Consider the following 20,057-nt stretch of genomic DNA (forward strand, 5'->3'; position numbering starts at 1 on the left):
ACCGGACTTCACGGTGACCCGCGTCGGCCCGCTGTGGCGGGTCCACCGCCAGGAACCGCTCGCCCTGGCGCCGTACGTCCACGAACGTGCCGGGTACGTCGGCGTCCCCGGCCCGCGCTACGAGGCGCGCCTGGTGCCGAACAACTGCGTCATGGTCGTGGTGAACCTCGGGGCCCCGTTCACCCGCATGGGCCGGCTCGACGGCCCGCCCCCGACCGTGAGCACGCTCCGCACGCCGGTGGGCGGCCTGGAGGACGGCCCCGGCGTCGTCGAACACCCCGGCGGCCAAGAGGCGTTACGTATACAGGTCACCCCTTTGGGCGCGTACCGCCTGTTCGCGATGCCGTTGTCGGAGCTGTCGAACACGGTGGTAGGACTCGACGACGTCCTCGGCCCGGCCGCCGACGAACTCATCGAACGCCTCGCCGCCACCGCGGACTGGGCAAGACGATTCGCCCTCCTGGACAACACCCTGCTGCACCGGATCGACCAAGGACCGGCCGCCGACCCCCACGTCGCCCACGCCTGGCACCTGCTCACCGCAGGCCCCCGCGCCATCCCGATCGCCCGGATCGCCAAGGAGATCGGCTGGAGCCACAAACACCTGCTCCGCCGCTTCACCCACCAGATCGGCCTGACCCCGAAGTCCGTGGCCCGCATCGTCCGCTTCCAACACGCCGTCGCCCTGCTCTCCAGTCCCGGCGCCAAGTTGGCCGAGGTCTCCGCCACCTGCAAGTTCTACGACCAGGCCCACATGAACCGCGATTTCCGCGAACTGGCCGGCGTATCTCCGAAACTGTGCGCTTCCTCCCCGTGGGCCGCCGCCCGCGCCGTCGAACTCGACTGAGTCCACGGACTCCTCGGCTACCTCGAAGCCACCGGCGGCATCACGATGCACGGGTGGCCGACGTCGCCGAGCTGATCACGCCGGCGCTCGCCGCGTCGAAGCCCCGCGCAGTGCTCAGCGACCGAGGACGGCCGCCAGTATGTGGGGCCAGGCGGCCGTGCCGAGTGTCGCGTCGGCTTCGGGGGTGCCGCCGTGGTCGAAGCGGGGGGAGGGGGGTGGGGCCGACTCGCCCGGGAAGACGGTGCGATGGCCCGCGTCGGGCCGGGTGATCAGGGTCGTCTTGCGGCCCGCCGTCGTGCGCCGGTCGGCGAGTTCGTGGGCGAAGCGCAGGGATGGCCACATCCGGTCCGCGCCACCCGCGACCAGGACCAGGTCGGCGTCCGTGTGCTCGACCGGGATGGCCGCGGCGGGAAGGCGGTCCGCGTATGCCGCGAGGCTGCTTTCGTACCAGCCGAGCACCGCGACCGGGGCGCCCTCCGGCTGCGTCGGCGCCCACGAGCGGTCGTAGGGTACGAAGGGCAGCGGCTGTCCCTGCCAGGTCCAACACGAACGGTACGGATGTTCCCGACCGTCGCGCCCGGGGCCGACGTTGGCCCAGACGACCGAGGTCGGGGCGAGGGCGATCACGGCGTCGGTGCAATCCGCGAGACAGGACACCGACAGCGCGGCCTCGGCGCCCTTGGAGACACCCAGAATGCCCACACGCTCGGCACCGCGCTCACGCAGCAGCCAGGTCGCGGCGACGAAGGTCTCCAGTGGGACCTCGCAGATACCCGGCGGCTGCCCAGGCCCACCGAACCACCGCACGGACATCGCGCTCACCCCGGCCCGGGCAAAGAGCCGACACCGTTCCCGCTCGACCCGGCCGCTCGATCCGGACAACACGAGCACGCCCACACCGACGTCGCCCGCAGCCGGCCGGGCAAGGAAACCCGCCCAGGGACCCGTCGGTTCACACTCGACGATCTCGGCAGCCACGGCGTCGACCCCTTCGCGTCGGACCAACTCGAACCTCGACGGCACGAATCTACCCACGATCCGGCCGCCCATCGGGCGGCGCGATGTCGAGCACGGGTCGGCTCGGGTCGGGTCCGGGCATCGAACGCCGGTCCGTGGAAGGCGCTTTCGCCCATCGGCAGTGGTTCCGTCGGCGGTGGAACCGCCGGCGATCCGCGACGACATCCACGAACACGAAGCCGCCGGTCGGCCTCGCCCGCTCGATCATGTGCGGGTGAGGCAGCCAGTCATGCGCTGGAGGCAGCCACAGGGTGGGACCGCCCGAGGACCGCGACCTCCGGCCCGGCCCGTGTGGGCGACCGTTCTTCGGGTGAGGTCGGCGCCGGTCCGGTCCCGGGATGCGGGCCACGGTGCCGCCTCCGGCTCTTAGTCAGTTGACTGACTAACCCGGCCTCAAGGTAACCGGCGCCCGGACGCGTGTCCAGCCTTTCGGTCGGACAACCAACCAGCGTGACGGGGCGTTACCCTTCGTGTCGTCGTGAAGATCACTGATCGCGGGGGTGGCGAGCGTATGGGATTGCGATGGCGGGGCTGGGTCGCCGTGTTGGTCATGGGCCTGGCAATGGGCTTCGGGGCGGGGCCCGTTGCGTGGGCTCATTCGACGGAGCCCGCCGATCCGCAGGCGAGTGTGGCGGTGCGGGAGGTGCGGGACTGGTTGACGCATCTGCCGAATCGGGCGCAGAACCGGGTGGTGTCCGGGCAGTTCGCCGGGTACAGCGGGAAGACGTTCTCCCTGGGGCAGGTGGAGGAGCTGAAGACGCAGACCGGCTCGTATCCGGGGTTGCTGGGCTGCGACTACGGGCACGACGGCGACACGATCGACCATGCCTGCAACGCGACGTTGAAGGACTGGTCGGCCGCCGGCGGCCTGGTCACCGTCAGTGCGCATCTGCCCAATCCCGATCAGTCGGACTGGGGTGGGCTGTTCACCAAGCTGGCCACCTTCGACCGGCTCACCGATCGCGGCAGCGCCACCGGCCGGCGTTGGCACGCGGAGTTGGACCGGGTCGCCGAGGGGCTGCGCGAACTCGCGGATGCCGGCGTGCCGGTGCTGTTTCGGCCGATGCACGAGATGAACGGCGACTCGTTCTGGTGGAGTGCGCAGAACCCGCAGACCTTCGCCGAGGTGTGGCGGGACATGTACAGCTACCTGACCGAGGTCAAGGGCCTGCACAACCTGCTGTGGGTGTACGCGCCGGACTGCAGCTACGGCAACCGCTCGGCCTTCTACCCCGGTGGCGGGTATGCCGACGTGGTCGGCCTCGACTGCTACGTCCGTGAGCCCGCGGCCGTCCAGGGCTACGACGAACTGGTGGCGCTGGGAAAGCCGTTCGCCTTCGCCGAGATCGGCCCGCGCAGCGGACCCGGGGGCAGCGTCGAGGTGCCGCTCGACTATGGGAAGTGGATCGACGCGATTCGCAGCCGATTCCCGGCCACCGCCTACTTCATGGCGTGGAACGACCAATGGCGACCCACCGCCAATGCCGGAGCGGGCCGGCTGATGAACGACTCCTGGACCGTCGTGCGCGGCGAAATCGCGACCTCGGCACGCACCGAGGGCGCCCCCGCGCCGGTCGGCACGCCCGTCCCGCTCGCCGACTTCGAGACCGACACCCAGGGCTGGGGCGGCTATCGGGTGCTCGACGGCCCGTGGTCGGTGAGCGAATGGTCCGCCCGGGGCGCCCGATCCCTCAAGGCGGACATCGACCTGGCCGCCCCCGAGGCATACCTCAACCGCGTCGCACCGCAGGCCCTGAGCGGATACCGGGCACTGACCGCGACCGTGCGTACCGCCGAGTGGGGCAACCACGCCGCCGGTACGACCGCCAAGCTCTACGTGCGCACCGGCGCCGGATCGGCCTGGTACGACGGCGGCGCGATCCGTATCGGCCCGAACGGCGCCGTGCTGCGCCTGGACCTGAGCGGAGTCGCCGACCTGCACGATGTGCGGGAGATCGGCGTGCTGTTCGCCTCCGCACCGGGCGCGAGTGGACGAACGGCGGTGTACGTGGACGACGTCACCGCGATCGCGCCGCCCGCCGTCGTGTCGGGTTTCGAGTCCGGAACGGACGGCTGGACCGGCTACCTGACCGCGACCGCGCCGGTGAGCAGCGCCGACTGGGCGAGCGAGGGCGCCCGTTCGCTGCGTGCCGAGGTCGACCCGGCCGCACCCGAGGCATACCTGAACCGGCGGGCGAACCTGGACCTGACGGGCCGTCGCATCCTCGGCGCGACGGTCCGGGCCACCGGCGGCAGCGGCACGGCCAAGCTCTACGTCAAGACCACGGCGTCGAACACGTGGTACGACGCGGGCGCGGTCCCGGTCGGACCGGGCGCCACGACCCTGACCCTCAACCTGGCCGGCGTCGGCTCGCCCCAGGACATCCGCGAGATCGGCGTGCAGTTCGAACGCCGGGGCGGGCCCAGCCAGGGCTCGGTGTTCGTCGACGAGGTCACGGTGCGCTGACCCGGGCGCCGAACACCGGGCGTCGAGAGGAGTACACCCGGAGCGGTGCCGGTGCGGCGGGCCGCCATCCCGCAGCGCCCGCCCGAGCCCGGGACCGACGCGCCGGTGCGCCGGTCCCGGGCGGTCCGGGGGTGGGCGGTCCGCTCAGGCGGGCGTGCTCGCGCTCTCGGCCACATCCGCCGCCGGCTTCGTCTCGGCCAACCGGTCGAGCAGAGCCGGCGGCAGCGGGCCGATCAAGGTGCCCGCGAAGGCGTGCCGCAGGGCGGCGGCGCGCATCTCGTTGATCAGCGTGTTCGTGACGGTGGCCGGGACGACCCAGCCCCCGTGCAGGTGACCGAGCACCCGCAGCCCCGCGGCGGGCACGTCGGCCGCGCGCAGTCGGGCGAGGTACTCCTCGGCCTGGTCGCGCAGCGGGTCGTATTCGGCGACCAGGATCAGCGCGGGGGCCAGCCCGGACAGGTCGGCGCCGTGCAGCGGCGAGGCGAGCGGGTCGTTGGCATCGCCGGTGTCGGCCAGGTAGTGGCGGGCGAACACGTTGAATTCGGCGGGGGACAGGCCCGGCGTGCGCGGAGCGCCGGGCACGACCGGCTCCTCCGCCATCGGGGTCAGGTCGACGGCGGCGGCGTCGAGCACCTGGAGGCTGGGCTGGGGCAGCCCACGCTCGCGCAGCGCCAGGCACATCGCCGCCGCGAGGTTGCCGCCCGCGCTGGCACCACCGATGGCGACCCGGGTCGCGTCGATACCCAACTCCTCGGCGTGTTCGAGGAGCCACGCGTAGGCGGCGAGGCAGTCCTCCAACGGGGTGGGGAACGGGTGTTCGGGAGCGAGTCGGTAGTCGACGTGGACCACGGCGCACGGGACGAGCGCGGCGACCGGGCCGCACTCGGCCTCGGCGGTGTCCAGGTTGCCCAGCACCCAGCCGCCGCCGTGCAGGAAGAAGTAGGCCGGGACCGGTGTTTCCGGCTGCCTGGGCCGCAACACCCTTACGGCGATCGTGCCTTCGGTGACGGGCACCCGGTGCTCGGTGACCTCCACGTCGGGGTCGTACGGGAACTTCACCAGCGTCATGGTGGCGGCCGACTGCGCGCGCCGCACGTTCAGATCGGCGGACTCGGGTTGGGCCCCGGCCGCGACACGCTCCAGGAGCCGGCGCACCGGCGGGTCGATCATCATGGGCTTCTCCTTCGACTTCGACTGACCGGCCGCAGGGCCGGAGTTGACGGGGACACCGCTCGCGGTGTCGGTGCGCGGGTCGGCCTCGGCGTCGCCCGCACACAGAACGTCGCTCTCGCGCCGGGCGTCGTCCTCGTGCAGCGCGTTGCTTTCGCTCCGGGCGTCGCTCTCGTGCAGCGCGTCGATCCGACCGGTCCTGATCACCCGTCGGTAGGCGCGGGCGCTGGGATGCACGATCCGGCGCAGGTCGTCGTCGCGGTCGATGCCGATCAGGCCGAACCGGGGCCGATAGCCGTGCGTCCACTCGAAGTTGTCGAACGCGGACCAGTGCAGGTAGCCGCGTACGTCGACGCCGTCGGCGCGGGCCGCCCGGACCGCCCGCAGGTGGCTGTCCAGGTAGGCCACCCGTTCGGTGTCGTCCGCCGTGGCGATGCCGTTCTCGGTGACGTAGATCGGTAGTCCGGTGACCTGGCCGGCCTGGCGCAACATCTCGGTGAGACCGCCCGGGTAGACCTCCCACCCCATCTGCGTGCTGGGCGTGCCGGGCGGCGCGTTGCCGAGTTCGGTGTCGGCGGCGGCGTCCGCTCGGGCCCGGGTGTAGTACTGGACGCCGACCCAGTCGCCGGGATCGGCGGTGTCGCGCAGGTGTTCCAGGTGTCGCCGGATCAGCACGTCCCGGAACCAGTCGGCGAGTTCGGCGTCCCGGAGGCTGTCCGGGTCGGCCGGTTGGATGAACGGCAGTTGCAGACAGACGCCGGCCCGGGTGCCGGGAGCGGTCGCGCGCAGGGCGGTCACGGCGGCGTCGTGGGCGCGCATCAGCGTGTCGTTGACGGCGACGCACTCCGTGCGATCGCGGTGCCCGGGCGGGTGGTTGCCCTTGAGATAGCCGTTGAACGCGACGATCTGCGGCTCGTTGACAGTGCACGCGAACGGGATGCGATCGCCCAGGCGGCGGCCGGCCTCCGCGGCGAAGGCGCCGAATACCTCGGCGGCGTCGGCCGCGAGCCAGCCGCCGCGTGCGGCGAACCAGCGGGGCAGGGTGAAGTGGTGCAGCGTGACGAACGCGGTGAGGCCGTGCTCGCCCAGCGCGTCCAGCACCCGGGCGTAGTGGTCGAAGGCGGCGGTGTCCCAGACTCCGGGCGCGGGGGCGAGCCGGGACCACTCGATCGACAACCGGTGTGCGTTGTGCCCGAGTTCGGCCAGCAGCGCGATGTCGGTGGGCCAGCGCTCCCACTGGGCGATCCCGGGGCCGCTGACCTCGGCGGTACGCCCGGCGTTCTCCCAGTCGATCCAGTCGTTGGCACTTTGGCCCCCCTCGACCTGATGCGCGGCGGTGGAGGCGCCCCACAGGAAGTCGGTCGGGAAGTCCCGGTCGCCGGGTCTCGTCATCCCTGTATCTCCTCGGAGGTGCCGGCGGTGACCGGCTCGGGGTCGGTGGCCAGGTCCCGGATCAGCGTTCGCGAGTACTCCTCGACGCAGACGACGAGATCGACCATCTCCGGGTCGAGCAGCCACTGCGAGGCGAAGCCGTCCAGCGCCGCGAGGATCTCGATGGCCTTGAGCTCCGGATCCGCGTCCATCCGCATCTCCCCGCTGCGCTGGCCCTCGCGGATCATCCCGGCGACGACGGCGCGCATTTCGCGGTAGCGGCGGACGAAGAAGTCGTGCTCGGGGTCGCCCGGATCCAGGTTCTCCGCGAGCAGCACCGCGAACAGCTTGGCCAGGCCCGGCTGATCGCGGTTGCGGTGGGCGAACGCGGGCATCTCGCGCAGCGCCTGCAGCCCGCCGACGTCGGCGATGTCCCGAGCGAACGCCTGGCTGGCCAGGTCCCGATGCTCGACCACGGCCCGCAACAGGCCCTGCTTGCTGCCGAAGTGGTAGAGCAGGCCGGGTTCGGTGATGCCCACGCGCTGGGCCACCTCCGTCATGCCGGTGCCGCGGAAGCCGGTCCGGGCGAACAACTCCGACGCGGCGGCGACGATCTCCCGGCGCCGTTCCGCGCCCTTGGGGGTGGCCGCCTTGGCCGCCCGGGCACGGCCGACGAGGGGTTTGCGTACATCCGAATTCTCAGTCACAGCGCCACTCTAGATTATTAACTTAGTTGTTAGTAAGTTCCTGTTCGTCGAAAGTCCACGACATCCTGGATCGGAGCTCACGCCATGAGCAGATCGAGACTCGTCCTCGCGTTGGCCGCGCTGACCCTGACCCTGACCGTCGCACCGACCGCCTCCGCCGGGGGTGGACAGGCGGACGGCAAGAGCCTGACCAGCCCCCTGGCCGAGACGGTCTGGCTGTGTCGACCCGGCCTGCCCACCAACCCCTGCAACCAGGACCTCGCCGGCAATCCGCAAACCCCCGGACCCGGCGGCGCGTTCACCGCGCGCTACTTCGACGGAGCGACCACCACCCTCGACGCGACCGCCGTGCACCCCGACGGCTCGCGCACCCCCGAGCCCTTCGCGGGCCCGAACAACCCGCAGGTCGACTGCTTCTACGCGTACCCCACCATCGACCTGCTGCCCAACCCGCTGCTGCGCCTGGGCTCGCTGCCGCCGATCCCCTCGAACAGCGAACTCGCGGGCACCCTGATGCAACTCGGGCGCTTCACCGACACGTGCCGGGTGTTCGCCCCGGTGTACCGGCAGGCGTCGTTGTCCGAGTTGCTCGTGGGCGGCCTGGGCATCCCGCCGGACGCCGAGACCGGATCGAGGGACGTGCGTGACGCCTGGCGCGACTACTGGGACAACCACAACACCGACCCGGTCACCCACCAGCGGCGCGGCGTGGTGATCCTGGGCCACTCGCAGGGCACCGGCGTGCTGACCCGGATGATGCAGCAGGAGATCGACGGCAACCCGGCCGTGCAGGACCGGTTGGTGTCGGCGGTGCTGCTCGGCGGCTACATCCAGGTGCCGATCGGCGGCACCCAGGGCGGCGGCAACGATCCGGCGTCCACCTTCCAACGCATCCCGACCTGCGAGCGGGCGGGACCCCAGGCACCGATCCCGACCGGGTGCGTGGTGGCCTACAACGGCTACGCGCTGCCCGACGGCGAACAGTTGCCCGCCGGATCCGCCTTCGGCCGCACCACGGTTCCGGGCCACCGGATCGCCTGCGTGAACCCGGCCGCGTTGCTGCGCGGCGCACCCGCCGACGGTGCGGCGCCGCTGGACATGTACCTGCCGACCAGGCGGCTGGTGAACGGCAATTGGCTCAACCCACGCGGCCACCTCGGTCATCTGCTGACCGCGTACGAACTGGCCGACGACCCGTCCGGATACACCCGATACGCGGAAACCGTGAGCGCACGCTGCGCGTTCACCCAGGACGCGACCGGCACCGCGAGCTGGCTCGACGTCAAGGGCGGTGCCGGACTGTTCCCGCAGGCCGGGTTGTCCGCCGTGCTGGGCACCCACACGGTCGACTTCAACGTTGCCCAGGGCAATCTGTCCACGCTGATCAGTGCGCAGGCGAGCACGTGGCGGGCGGCGCATCCCGGCTGACGCCGGATACCGCCGCGCAGCGCCGGCCGGCCCGATGCCGGCCGGCCCGACCGATAAGCGGCCGATAAGCGGCCGACCCGACCGACCGCTCCGGCTGACCCGACCGGCACCGGCCGGCCCCGGGGCCGCGCCGAGAGCACCACCGCATCAGCGCACCACCGACCGCCGTGCGAGTCCCGCCTCGGGCCGCGCGAGCGGGTGATTCGAGCATGCCGCAAAAGTCGGCCGAAAGAGCGGAGCCGCTTCGGCGACCGCCATTTCGGCCGACCTCGCGGACCGGTGAATTCGATTACCGAATTCGTCCCGCGAATTCGACTAAGGACCTGTCATGACCATCCTGGGACGCCGCCGCGTAGCGGCCCTCGCCACCGCCGGACTCGTCGTGGCCGCTGTCGCCGGTTGCGGCGGCTCGAACACCGCCGAGTCCGCCGGGGGCAAGACCCTGACCCTGGCCGCCGCGGCCGACGCGACGAGCCTGGACCCGGCCAAGGGGGCCGGCGGCAACGGACTCGCCTACCTCCAACCCCTGTACGACTCGCTCACCACGGTCAACCCCGATCAGAGCGTCGGCCCCGGCCTGGCCACCGCGTGGACCTACACCGACCCGGAGCGCCGCAACCTGCGGATGACCCTGCGCGAGGGTGTCACCTTCTCCGACGGCACCCCCTTCGACGCGACCGTGGTCAAGCAGAACCTGGAACGCACCGCCGCCGCCAACGGACCCTCCTCCTTCGCGGTCGCCGCGGTCGCGGGCATCACCGTCGCCGGCCCCACCGTCGTCGAACTCGCCCTGAAGACACCGGATCCCTCGCTGCTGTACAACTTCGGCCTGGTCGCCGGGATGATGCTCAGCCCGAAGGCGTTCGGCGACGCGAACGCCCAACCGGTGGGCACCGGCCCGTACATCCTGGACGCCGGACACACCACCCGCGGCGACCGCTACACCTACACCCGCAACCCGCGCCGCCCGGACCGCACCGCGTACCCGTTCGACAAGATCGTGATCAAGGCGATCCCGGACACCAACGCCCGTACCACCGCGCTGCTCACCGGCCAGGCCGACGCCGGACTCGGCGCCCCGGCCCGGATGGACGCGGCCAAGGGCGCCGGGCTCACCGTCACCCGCCAGCCCGGCCAGGTCACCGGCATGTGGCTGGTCGACCGCGAGGGCAGGGTCGCCCCGCAGCTCAAGGACGTCAGGGTGCGCCGGGCGATCAACCACGCGATCGACGGCCCCGGCATCCTCAAGGCGATCATGGCCGGCGTGGGCAGCCCCACCACGCAGATGTTCGCCGCCGGATCCCCGGCATACGACCCGGAGTTGGACCGCGCCTATCCGTACGACCCGGCCCGGGCCAAGCGGTTGCTCGCCGAGGCCGGTCTCGCCGACGGCTTCAAGCTCGTCCTGCCCAGCGAGAACGCGTTCGTCCCGGCGCTGTATCCGGTACTCGCCGAACAACTGAACCAGGTCGGCATCAAGGTGGAGTACACCCCGGTCAGCACCAACCAGCTCTCCCAGCAGTACTTCAGCGGCCGGTTCCCGGCATTCATGTACGTCTGGGGCACGTCGCAGAACTGGATCGACGCGAACGCGCTGCTGTCCCCGGCGATGCCCACCAACCCGTTCAAGGTGGCCGACCCGGTGATCGTCGACCTGCTCGCCCGGATCGCCAAGTCGCCCGACGAGGCGCAGGGCCCGCTGTATCGACAACTCAACGCGCACGTCGTCGAACAAGCCTGGTTCGCACCGCTGTTCCGCGGCGACAACGTGCTCTTCTCGGCCAAGTCGGTCAGCCTGAGCAACCGCCCCGGGCAGACCTTCATGGCCTTGACCGACTACCGGCCCGCCGGTTGAGCCGCCCCGTGATCGGCTTCATCGCCCGTCGGTCGTCCTCGGCCGTCGTACTGCTCCTGGTCGTCTCCGCACTGACCTTCCTCCTGATGGACCTGCTCCCGGATCCGGGCCAGGGCATCCTCGGCGTCTCCGCGACGGACGAGCAACTCGCGGCCAAGCGAGCCGAATTGGGCCTGGATCGCCCGGTGGTGCTGCGCTGGCTGGACTGGTTGGGCGCCGCCGTGCGCGGCGACCTGGGCACCTCGTGGACCACCGGCCTCCGGGTGAGCGACTCGATCGGCACCAAGCTCCCGGTGACGTTGTCGCTCACGCTGACCGCGACGCTGGTCTGCGCGGTGCTGGGGATCGCCCTCGGGCTGATCGCCGCCATCCGGCGCGGCGCGGTGGACCGTTCGGTGCACGTGCTGGCGGTGGCCGGCTTCGCGGTGCCCGGCCTGTGGGTGGGCATCCTGCTGGTCACCGTGTTCGCGGTCCGCCTGGAGGTGCTGCCCGCGACCGGCTATGTGCCGCTCGCCGAGTCGCCCGTCGACTGGGCCCGCTCGCTCGTGCTCCCGGTGGCCACGATCGCGGTGGCGGGGGTCGCCGCGATCGCCCAGCAGACCCGCAACGCGGTGGCCGAGGTGCTGGAGCGGGACTACATCCGCACCCTGCGCAGCCGCGGCCTGCCCGCGCGACGCGTGTTGTTCGTACACGTCCTGCGCAACGCCACCCCGCCCGCGCTGACCGTGGTCGGCCTGCAGTTCATCGGACTGTTCGGCGGCGCCCTCGTGATCGAACAGATCTTCGCGCTGCCCGGCCTGGGCTCGTTGGCGATCGGCGCGACCTCCCAATCGGACGTGCCCACCGTGCAGGGGGTCGTCCTGGTCGGCGTCTGCGTCGTGGTCACCGTCAACCTGGCCGTCGACCTGGCGACCGGCGCGCTCGATCCGAAAGTCGGCATGCGATGAAAGACAACCCGGCCTGCTCGTCCGCCCCGGCCGCCGTCCTTGCGCCCGCCTCCGCCGACCCCACTCCGGGACCGGCCCGATCCGCCCCGCCCGCCCCGCCGACCGCACCGCGCCGGCGCGGCCCGCTGGCCCGCTTCCTGCGCGACCCGATCGCCCTCGCCGCCGCCGTCGTCCTGCTGCTCGTCGTGGTGACCGGTGCCTGTGCCGGCCTGATCGCCGAACACGGGCCCAACAGCGCCGCGTTGGACGCGGTGCTGGCCGACCCGTCCGGCAATCACCCGCTGGGCGGCGACGGTTCCGGCCGCGACGTGCTCAGCCGGTTGTTGTACGGCAGCCGGACCAGCCTGCTGGCCGGCTCGATCACCACGTGCGTGGCACTGCTGATCGGCGTGCCCACCGGACTCGCCGCCGGTTACGTCGGCGGCTGGTGGGACACGGTGGTCGGTTGGATCGCGGACGTGTTCCTCGCGATGCCCGGCATCGTGGTGCTGCTGGCCGTGGTCGCGGTGCACGGCCCCGGCCTCGTCGTGTCGATGGTGGTGCTCGGTGTGCTCACCGCCGCCCCGGTCTTCCGCCTGGTACGCGGCGAGGTGCGGCGGGTGCGCGGCGAACCGTACGTGGACGCCGCCAGGGTGGCCGGACTGTCGGACCTACGGATCATGCGCCGACACGTCCTGCGGGTGGTTCGGGTCCCGATCATCACCCAGGCGTCGCTGATCTTCGGCCTCGCGATGATCATCGAATCCGGCATCGCCTTCCTCGGCCTGGGCGAACCCGACCGGGCGAGCTGGGGATCGATGCTCGGCGACGCCTCCACCCACGTCTACGACGCGGCGCTGCTGTCGGTGTGGCCCGGCGCGGCGATCACCCTGACCGTGCTCGCGGTGACCCTGCTGGGCGCGGGACTTCGCGACGCCTTCGTCGGCGACACGGCCGGACCGGTGCGCAGCCGACCGACGATCGGGCGACCCGCGCGCGACCCGGCGGCGGTGGGCGGGCCGAGCACCGTCGGTACCGACGTGCTGCTCGCGGTCGACGGCCTCGGGGTCGGCTACCCCACCCCCGAGGGCGAGGCCGCAGTCGTGGACGCGGTGTCGCTGCACGTGGGGCGCGGCGAGATCCTGGGCCTGGTGGGTGAGTCGGGCTGCGGCAAGACACAGACCGCGCTGGCCGTGCTGCGCCTGTTGCCCGCCGGCGGCTCGATCACCGGCCGGGTCGAGTTCGACGGACAGGACCTCGCCACGCTGTCCGAGCGCGGCCTGAACGCCCTGCGCGGGCGCCGGATCGGCTACATCCCGCAGGACCCGATGTCCAACCTCGACCCGAGCTTTCGGATCGGCAGTCAACTCACCGAACCGCTGCGCACCCACCTCGGGCTCTCCCGCGACGCGGCCCGCAAACGTGCCCTGGAACTCCTGGACCGGGTGGGCATCACCGACCCGCCCCGGGTCTTCGACGCCTACCCGCACCAGATCTCCGGCGGCATGGCCCAGCGGGTGCTGATCGCGGGCGCCGTCGCCGGCGAGCCCGACCTGCTGATCGCGGACGAGCCGACCACCGCACTGGACGTCACCGTCCAGGCCGAGATCCTCGACCTGCTGCGCTCGCTCCGACGCGAGCACGACATGGGCATGGTGCTGGTGACCCACGACCTGGGTGTGGTCGCCGATCTGTGCGACCGGGTCGCGGTGATGTACGCGGGCGAGATCGTGGAAACCGCGCTCGCGGCCGACCTGTTCGCCCGACCGGCGCATCCGTACACGGCCGCACTGCTGGCCGCCATCCCGCCCGCCGAGGGCGGCGCCGGCGAGCGGGGCCCGCTGCGCACCATTCCGGACCGGGTGCCCTCGGTCCGGGAACGGCCCACCGGTTGCCGCTTCGCCCCGCGCTGCGCGTACGCCGCACCCGAATGCGCCGGACACCCGGAACCGACCGGCCACGGCGCGGGTGCGGTGCGCTGCGCCCGGGTGGGGAACGAGGTGATCGCATGGATGCGCTGAAACGGCACGCCGATCCGCAGGCGGCGAGCGGCACCGGCACCGAGCCCGGTCCCGAGCCCGGTCCGCTGCTCAGCGTGCGGAACCTGGTCGTCGAGTACCGCGCCCCCCGTCGGCGCAAGCCCGCGCTGCGGGTCCTGCACGGTATCGACCTCGACGTGCATCCGCACGAAACGGTGGGCCTGGTCGGCGAATCCGGCTCGGGCAAGACCACCCTGGGGCGTGCCGTGCTCGGCCTGGTCCCGATCGCGTCCGGCACGATCGGCTTTGCCGGGAACCGGATCGACGGCCTGACTCGGCGGGCGCGACGCGCGCTGAGCCGGGAGATCCAGGTGGTGTTCCAGGATCCGTACGGTTCGCTGAATCCGTCGATGACCATCGGCGACATCCTCACCGAACCGCTCACGGCCGACCGGTCGCACAACCGAGTCGCCGCCCGGGCCCGGATCGGCGAACTCCTGGACGCCGTCGGCCTGCCCGGTGACACCGCCGACCGGCCGGCCCGGGAGTTGTCCGGCGGACAGCGTCAACGGGTCGCGATCGCCCGGGCGTTGGCCCCCGGGCCGCGCCTGATCATCTGCGACGAACCGGTCAGCGCGCTCGATCTGTCCACCCGGGCCCAGGTGCTCAACCTGCTGGTCGAACTCCAGCAACGGACCGGCGTGGCATACCTGTTCATCGCACACGACCTGTCGGTGGTGGGTCACGTGAGCGATCGGGTGGCGGTGATGTCACGCGGCACGATCGTCGAGTGCGACACCGCCCGCCGGATCACCACCGAGCCCACCCACCCGTACACCCGCAACCTCCTGCTCGCCGCACCGGTGCCCGACCCGGCCCGCCAGGCCGCCCGGCGAGCGGCCCGGCATCGACTGGTGCAGGACGAGGCCACGCGGTGACGTCGGCGCGGCGGGGGAGCACCCGAGGCGGTCACTCGCCGCGCAGGACCGCCACGACCTCGGGCGGGAGCGGACGCACGGAGCGGCGGCCCCGCGGCGCATCGGCTCCGGCTGTCGCCGCCGGGCGCGCCACCGACCCCGGACGTGTCGCCCGCCAGGGCCGAGCGCGGCACCCTGTGCGTTCCGGTGGGCATCGTGGACCACCCGTTCGAGCAGCCCCGCGCGCCGCTGCCCGCGGCCCTGCCCGGCGCGGGTGGCCATGCGGGTATCGCCGGCGGGCCGCAGAGCGGCAAGACCACGCTGCTGCGGACCCTGGTCGCCCCTGGCCCTGACCCAGACCGCACGCGCGGTGCAGTTCCACTGTCTGGACTTGTGCGCACCGGCGTACTCGACCGCCGCGCGTCGTGTGCCGCCGGGATAGGGCGTACCGGCGAAGACGTTGACGATCCGCGCCGGCGGCGACGGCTGTGGCGATGGCGCGGGCGATCGCCGGCGAGGGGCGGTGGTCAGATTTCCACCACGGCGGCGGCGAGTGCTCCGTCGCCGCCGAGGGAGGTGAGCAGCACGCGGGTGCCGGTGGGGTGGTCGGACTCGAAGACCATTCGGGCGGCGATGAGCAGGCCGGCGGCCCGGGGGTGGCCCGTTTCCGGGCCGACGTCGGTGACCCGGTGGCGCTGGAGGCCGAAGTGGCGACGGAAGGCGCGGTTCGTCTCGGCCGCCGGCGTGTGCAGCGCGACGTGGTCGATCGTCGACCACGCGACCCCGGCTTGGCGCAACGTCTGCGCGATCACCGCCGAGATCGCGATCGGCGCGTCCTGTACGCATTCGCCGTGGTGCGCGCGCCAGGAGACGCTGACCCGGTCGACCATCGTGGCCACCGCGGATCGCCCCGGCTCGTGCCGACGCGCCTGGACGCCCGCGGTGATCCGCGGGCGCGCCGCCGGCCCTGTGCCACCCGTGCGCGCTCCGGGGATGCGGATGCCCGGATGCGCATCCGCGCCCACGCGGTGGTCGCGCACGGACACGGCCAGCAGCCGACGACGGGTCAGCCCCTTCTCCAGCACCAGGGCCGCCGCGGGCCGTCCCTGGTGCGACGGCGCCAGGATCAGGCCGCGCCGCGCCGCGGGATCGACCGCGAGATGCGCCGCGAGGGTGCCCAGTGCGGACAGCGGATGATCGCCGCAGTGCACGGCGTGGTAGGCGTGGATCCGGCCGACGCCGAGTCGATCGAGGACCAGCCGCCCGGACAGCGCGATCGGCGCGCCGGCGGTGGCCCGGTCGCACAACAGGCAGTACTGGTCGTCCAGATCGCCCCCGCTGAGCCCGCCCCGGGTCAACGTGTCGCGCAGCGCGGCCTCGTCGATCAGGAGGGACGGCAGCGGCGTGGCCGCCGTGCAGCTCCCCACGGCGGCGATGCCCAAGCCGGAAACCTTCATCGTGTCTTCTCCTTCGCGGTGCCGACGCCGAGACCCGGCATCGGGCACGGCCTCCGAGGACCATTGACCCCGTCCCCGCGCCGGCCGGTGAGTCGGCGTGCCGCAGGCGGATCCCGGAGGCCGTGCCGGATCTCCGAACCTACGCGCCGCCGACCCGCCCGAGCCCCGCCTTCACGCCCCCCTGACGCGCCGACCGCCCGCCGCTACGCGGCTCTTACGCCCGAATACCCCCGCGCGCCCCGAGCGGCTCACGTATTGCGGCAACTCCAACCACCCTCGCCCGCCCGCCGCACCCGAGGGCGCCGCGGCCCACCGGCCCGTCGCCGTCAAGGGCGCGTACGGATCGAGCCCGAACGCGTATGTGTGGCATACGGATTCCGGTTGGAAATCGGGGTGCCGGCCGGCGTCGAAGGCATGCGGGGGAGCACCGGCATGGCCGGCAACAGCGCTTCGGGACAAGCGAGTTCACGGATGCACGGCGATGCCGGCGGCGGCATGGGGCGCCGGCCGCGCTTCGGGGGCCGGCCGCCCTGACGGCGGTGTTGCCGGCCACCTGTCGGCTGGGCGAGGCGATCGGCCGCGGGCTGTTCCGCCGTCCCGGCCCCACCGCCGGTGCGGTACCCGTACGACGCTGAACCGACCCGCCGGCACTACGGGCCCTTCGGCGTCACAGCCACTCGTTGCGTCGGAACGCCCGGAACATCAGTACACACGCGGTGACCATCACCGTCAGCACGGTCGGATACCCGTACGTCCACTTCAGTTCGGGCATGTGCTCGAAGTTCATGCCGTAGATGCCGACGATCAACGTCGGGACGGCCAGGATCGCCGCGATGGCGGCGATCTTGCGCATGTCGGTGTTCTGCCGGACGGTCACCCCGGCCAGGCTGGCGGACAGGATGCCGTCCAGCAGTTCGTCGAACGCGGCCAGCCGCTCGCGGACCAGGGCCAGGTGGTCGGCGACGTCGCGCAGGTACGCGTCGAAGCCGGTGCCGACGCCGGGCAGCGCGACGGCGGAGAGCCGCTCCAACGGCCGGGCCAGCGGCAGGACCGCCCGCTTGAACTCGATCAGCTCGCGCTTGAGCTGGTAGATGCGCTCCGCGTCGTTGCTGGGCCGAGGCGAGAACACGTCGACCTCCAGCCGCTCGAAGTCGTCCTCGACCTTGTCCGCCACCCGCAGGTAGTCGTCGACGACCCGGTCGGTGATCGCGTGCACGACCGAGGCCGGCCCGTGCGCCAGCATCGCCGGGTCGGCCTCCAGCGACTGACGCAGCTCGACCAGCGGCGGCGCACTGCCGTGCCGGACCACCACGACGAACTTCTCCCCGGCGAAGATCATGATCTCGCCGGTGTCGACCACCTCGCTGGTCGCGGTCAGCGCGTCGTGCTCCACGTAGACGATGGTCTTCAGGACCAGGAACAGGGTGTCGTCGTAGTACTCCAGTTTCGGCCGCTGATGGGCCTCGACCGCGTCCTCCACGGCCAACGGATGCAGGTCGAACGCGTCGGCGACGCCGGCCAGGTCCTCGGCGAGCGGGGCGTACAACCCGATCCACACGAAGGTGTCCTCGCCCGCCTCGGCCGCATCCAGCGCGTCACTCAGCGCCACCTCGCCGGGGCGCCGCACACCCTTGTCGTAGAGCGCGCAGTCCACCACCACGGGAGCGCGCGCAGCCCCCGACCCGGGCGTGGGTGCCGCGCCGGAGCCGTGCCGGAACCGCCTGGGTGTGCGCCACGAACTCATCGTCCTACTCCCGAATCGAGGGTGTCCCCGCCGATGGTAGGCGGCCAGGGCGGCTGCGGTGCGGGCGCCGGCGAATCCGGCCTCGCTTCGGCGCCGGGCCGCATCCGTCGGTGCCGCGCCCACGCCGACCGGGCCCGTCGTCGGTGGTGTCGCCTACCCTCGGTGCCTTCCGTACGTCGGGTCCCCGAACCCGACGTCGAGCGAGGAGGCAACCGGTGCGTACCCCAGGCGAGTTCCCCGAATTCGCAGCGGAGAACCGGCAGCCGGCGCCGTCCGCGACCGCCGGACCGCACCCGCGCTTCGACGGGCTGTACGTGGCCGTCGAGCCGGACGATGTCGCCGGGAAGGAGCGCAGGGCCAGGAAGGAACCGGGCTTTTGTGCGTACATCCGGTTCACCGCCCCCGACCTGGTCTCCACCGTCACCTCGCTCGTCGGTGCCGTCGAGCAGATCGCCCGCTGGTTCGGCCCCGAACACACCGGATGCAGCCAGGGCACCTACGAGCTGGACGGGACGTCGATCTCGTTCGCCGCGACCAGCCGGTCCGGCACCGTGCTGTACTCGGGCACGCTGAGTCCGGACGCGTCGACGCTCCTCCTGGACACGCACAGTCTGATCAACGGCCGTCGGGCACACGTCGAGCTGCGCTTCACGCCGGCGTCGTTTCCCGACCGGCTGAAAGCCTGATTTGCTCGTCGGCCGCCCGGGCGGGTTCGCCCACCCGTGCCCGGACGGGCCGGTGGGCCTCGAGGATCGGCCGTCGGCGCCGATCCACCCCGGGCGTGTTGCTAGATTGGCCCTGCCGCAAGTGTCTGCGGCCTCCGCCTATTTTGGGGATTCCGTGCCGCTCAGCACCACCGTGCCCATTCCGGAAATCGACCTCGTGGCCGTTCGGGAGGAATACGCCGCCCTGGCGGCGGAGGGTCTCCGTCTCGACCTCACCCGAGGCAAGCCCTCGCCACAGCAGCTCGACCTGGCCAACGGCCTGCTCACGTTGCCCGGCGACGCGGACTTCAAGGCCGCCGACGGCACCGACTGCCGCAACTACGGCGGACTGAACGGCCTGCCCGAGCTGCGCGCGATCTTCGCCGAGCTGCTCCAGGTGCCCGCCGCGCAGCTCCTGGCCCTGGGCAACGCGAGCCTCACGCTGATGCACGACGTGATCGCCAACGCGTTGTTGTCCAAGGTGCCCGGTGCCGAGCGCCGCTGGGTGGACGAGCCCGAGGTGCTGTTCCTGTGCCCGGTGCCCGGCTACGACCGGCACTTCGGCGTGCTGGAGCGGTTCGGCATCGGCATGATCCCGGTCCCGCTCACCGGTGCGGGCCCGGATCTGGAGCAGGTGGAGGCGCTGGTCGCCGCCGACCCGAGGATCAAGGGCATGTGGTGCGTGCCCAAGTACAGCAACCCCACCGGGGAGAGCTACAGCGACGAGACGGTGCGCCGGCTGGCCGCGATGCCGACGGCGGCGCCGGACTTCCGGCTGTTCTGGGACAACGCCTACGCCGTGCACCACCTGACCGACACCCCGGTCGAGCTGCTGTCCGTGCTGGACGCGTGCGCCGAGGCGGGCAACCCGGACCGGGCGTTCGTCTTCGGCTCGACCTCGAAGATCAGCCACGCCGGCGCCGGCGTCGCCTTCTTCGGTGCGTCCCCGGCCAACGTGGCCTGGCTGACCGGCCTGCTGGCCAAGCAGACGATCGGTCCGGACAAGATCAACCAGCTTCGGCACGTGCGTTTCTTCGGCGACACCGCAGGCGTGGTGGCGCACATGGAGCTGCACCGAGAGCTGCTCGCGCCGCGCTTCGAGGCGGTGTACGAGGCGCTGGAGCGTGAGCTGGGCCCGCTCGGGATCGCCTCCTGGACCCGGCCCGAGGGCGGCTACTTCGTCAGCCTGCTGGTTCCGGACGGTTGTGCCGCCGAGGTGGTACGGCTGGCCAAGGAGGTCGGCGTCGCGCTGACCCCGGCGGGCGCCGCCTTCCCGGGCGGGAACGACCCGCGCGACCACCAGATCCGGCTCGCGCCCAGCTACCCCACGGTCGACGAGGTCCGCCGGGCGATGCGGGCCGTGGCCGTGTGCGTGAAGCTGGCCGCAGCCGAGGCCGCTGCGGCCTGAGCAGGCCGACGACCCCGTCGTGGGGGGGCCGGGGGGGGGGGGGGGGCGGGGGCGGCGGGG

14 protein-coding genes are annotated in these 20,057 nt (G+C 72.3%); 9 read left to right on the forward strand and 5 right to left on the reverse strand.

Translation table 11 applies throughout. From position 1 onward, the window contains the following. The first annotated feature begins 13 nt into the window (after positions 1–13). Positions 14–847: a helix-turn-helix domain-containing protein gene (locus ACH4U8_RS29825; RefSeq protein WP_395781386.1), complete on the forward strand. Its 834-nt coding sequence runs from the start codon at positions 14–16 to the stop codon at positions 845–847. A 114-nt stretch (positions 848–961) separates the two neighbouring features. On the opposite strand, the gene ACH4U8_RS29830 is transcribed toward ACH4U8_RS29825, so the two are convergent. Then, entirely contained in the window at positions 962–1,825 is an 864-nt protein-coding gene (locus ACH4U8_RS29830; RefSeq protein WP_395781388.1) for an acyl-CoA thioester hydrolase/BAAT C-terminal domain-containing protein, read from the reverse strand. Positions 1,826–2,375: 550 nt separating this feature from the next. On the opposite strand from ACH4U8_RS29830, the gene ACH4U8_RS29835 reads away from it, so the two are divergent. Beyond that, positions 2,376–4,331, forward strand: a complete 1,956-nt coding sequence (locus tag ACH4U8_RS29835; protein WP_395781390.1) for a glycosyl hydrolase — start codon at positions 2,376–2,378, stop codon at positions 4,329–4,331. Between the two features lie 144 nt (positions 4,332–4,475). Here the strand turns inward: ACH4U8_RS29835 and ACH4U8_RS29840 are convergent, their stop codons facing one another. Next, positions 4,476–6,893 (reverse strand): family 1 glycosylhydrolase, encoded by a 2,418-nt coding sequence (locus ACH4U8_RS29840; protein ID WP_395781392.1) that lies wholly within the window; start codon positions 6,891–6,893, stop codon positions 4,476–4,478. Next, positions 6,890–7,579 (reverse strand): TetR/AcrR family transcriptional regulator, encoded by a 690-nt coding sequence (locus tag ACH4U8_RS29845; RefSeq protein ID WP_360324449.1) that lies wholly within the window; start codon positions 7,577–7,579, stop codon positions 6,890–6,892. The genes ACH4U8_RS29840 and ACH4U8_RS29845 overlap by 4 nt, the downstream gene beginning before the upstream one ends. Before the next feature lie 84 nt (positions 7,580–7,663). Here ACH4U8_RS29845 and ACH4U8_RS29850 point away from each other — a divergent pair, with 84 nt between their 5' ends. The 5 genes from ACH4U8_RS29850 to ACH4U8_RS29870 all read left to right on the forward strand — a co-directional run bounded on the left by ACH4U8_RS29850 (position 7,664) and on the right by ACH4U8_RS29870 (position 14,705). Then, on the forward strand, positions 7,664–9,007 hold the full coding sequence (locus tag ACH4U8_RS29850; protein ID WP_395781394.1) for a DUF3089 domain-containing protein: 1,344 nt from the start codon (positions 7,664–7,666) through the stop codon (positions 9,005–9,007). A 328-nt stretch (positions 9,008–9,335) separates the two neighbouring features. Beyond that, positions 9,336–10,862 (forward strand): ABC transporter substrate-binding protein, encoded by a 1,527-nt coding sequence (locus tag ACH4U8_RS29855; RefSeq protein ID WP_395781396.1) that lies wholly within the window; start codon positions 9,336–9,338, stop codon positions 10,860–10,862. Positions 10,863–10,870: 8 nt separating this feature from the next. Beyond that, a complete protein-coding gene (locus ACH4U8_RS29860) occupies positions 10,871–11,809 on the forward strand; it encodes an ABC transporter permease (RefSeq protein WP_395781398.1) in 939 nt (312 codons plus the stop codon). Continuing rightward, positions 11,806–13,809 (forward strand): dipeptide/oligopeptide/nickel ABC transporter permease/ATP-binding protein, encoded by a 2,004-nt coding sequence (locus ACH4U8_RS29865; protein ID WP_395781400.1) that lies wholly within the window; start codon positions 11,806–11,808, stop codon positions 13,807–13,809. Before ACH4U8_RS29860 ends, ACH4U8_RS29865 begins: the two co-directional genes overlap by 4 nt. Continuing rightward, positions 13,797–14,705: an ABC transporter ATP-binding protein gene (locus ACH4U8_RS29870; RefSeq protein WP_395781402.1), complete on the forward strand. Its 909-nt coding sequence runs from the start codon at positions 13,797–13,799 to the stop codon at positions 14,703–14,705. The genes ACH4U8_RS29865 and ACH4U8_RS29870 overlap by 13 nt, the downstream gene beginning before the upstream one ends. A gap of 506 nt (positions 14,706–15,211) precedes the next feature. On the opposite strand, the gene ACH4U8_RS29875 is transcribed toward ACH4U8_RS29870, so the two are convergent. Then, on the reverse strand, positions 15,212–16,141 hold the full coding sequence (locus ACH4U8_RS29875) for a 3-oxoacyl-[acyl-carrier-protein] synthase III C-terminal domain-containing protein (RefSeq protein ID WP_395781404.1): 930 nt from the start codon (positions 16,139–16,141) through the stop codon (positions 15,212–15,214). A gap of 667 nt (positions 16,142–16,808) precedes the next feature. Then, on the reverse strand, positions 16,809–17,885 hold the full coding sequence (gene corA / locus ACH4U8_RS29880) for a magnesium/cobalt transporter CorA (RefSeq protein WP_360324461.1): 1,077 nt from the start codon (positions 17,883–17,885) through the stop codon (positions 16,809–16,811). Between the two features lie 215 nt (positions 17,886–18,100). Here corA and ACH4U8_RS29885 point away from each other — a divergent pair, with 215 nt between their 5' ends. Continuing rightward, the gene (locus tag ACH4U8_RS29885; protein ID WP_395781406.1) at positions 18,101–18,571 is read left to right on the forward strand and encodes a hypothetical protein; all 471 of its coding nucleotides are present in this window, start codon (positions 18,101–18,103) and stop codon (positions 18,569–18,571) included. A 154-nt stretch (positions 18,572–18,725) separates the two neighbouring features. Next, complete coding sequence (locus ACH4U8_RS29890; RefSeq protein ID WP_395781408.1) at positions 18,726–19,997, forward strand: aminotransferase class I/II-fold pyridoxal phosphate-dependent enzyme; 1,272 nt, start codon at positions 18,726–18,728, stop codon at positions 19,995–19,997. Positions 19,998–20,057 lie beyond the last annotated feature (60 nt).

This window comes from Embleya sp. NPDC020886, from assembly GCF_044333915.1.
Classification (GTDB): domain Bacteria; phylum Actinomycetota; class Actinomycetes; order Streptomycetales; family Streptomycetaceae; genus Embleya.

Excerpts from the sequence above, each read along its gene's own strand:
- ACH4U8_RS29835 (WP_395781390.1), top strand. The coding sequence starts at position 2,376 with ATGGGATTGCGATGGCGGGGCTGGGTCGCCGTGTTGGTCATGGGCCTG.
- ACH4U8_RS29840 (WP_395781392.1), bottom strand. The coding sequence starts at position 6,893 with ATGACGAGACCCGGCGACCGGGACTTCCCGACCGACTTCCTGTGGGGC.
- ACH4U8_RS29850 (WP_395781394.1), top strand. The coding sequence starts at position 7,664 with ATGAGCAGATCGAGACTCGTCCTCGCGTTGGCCGCGCTGACCCTGACC.
- ACH4U8_RS29855 (WP_395781396.1), top strand. The coding sequence starts at position 9,336 with ATGACCATCCTGGGACGCCGCCGCGTAGCGGCCCTCGCCACCGCCGGA.
- ACH4U8_RS29865 (WP_395781400.1), top strand. The coding sequence starts at position 11,806 with ATGAAAGACAACCCGGCCTGCTCGTCCGCCCCGGCCGCCGTCCTTGCG.
- ACH4U8_RS29870 (WP_395781402.1), top strand. The coding sequence starts at position 13,797 with ATGGATGCGCTGAAACGGCACGCCGATCCGCAGGCGGCGAGCGGCACC.
- ACH4U8_RS29875 (WP_395781404.1), bottom strand. The coding sequence starts at position 16,141 with ATGAAGGTTTCCGGCTTGGGCATCGCCGCCGTGGGGAGCTGCACGGCG.
- corA (WP_360324461.1), bottom strand. The coding sequence starts at position 17,885 with ATGAGTTCGTGGCGCACACCCAGGCGGTTCCGGCACGGCTCCGGCGCG.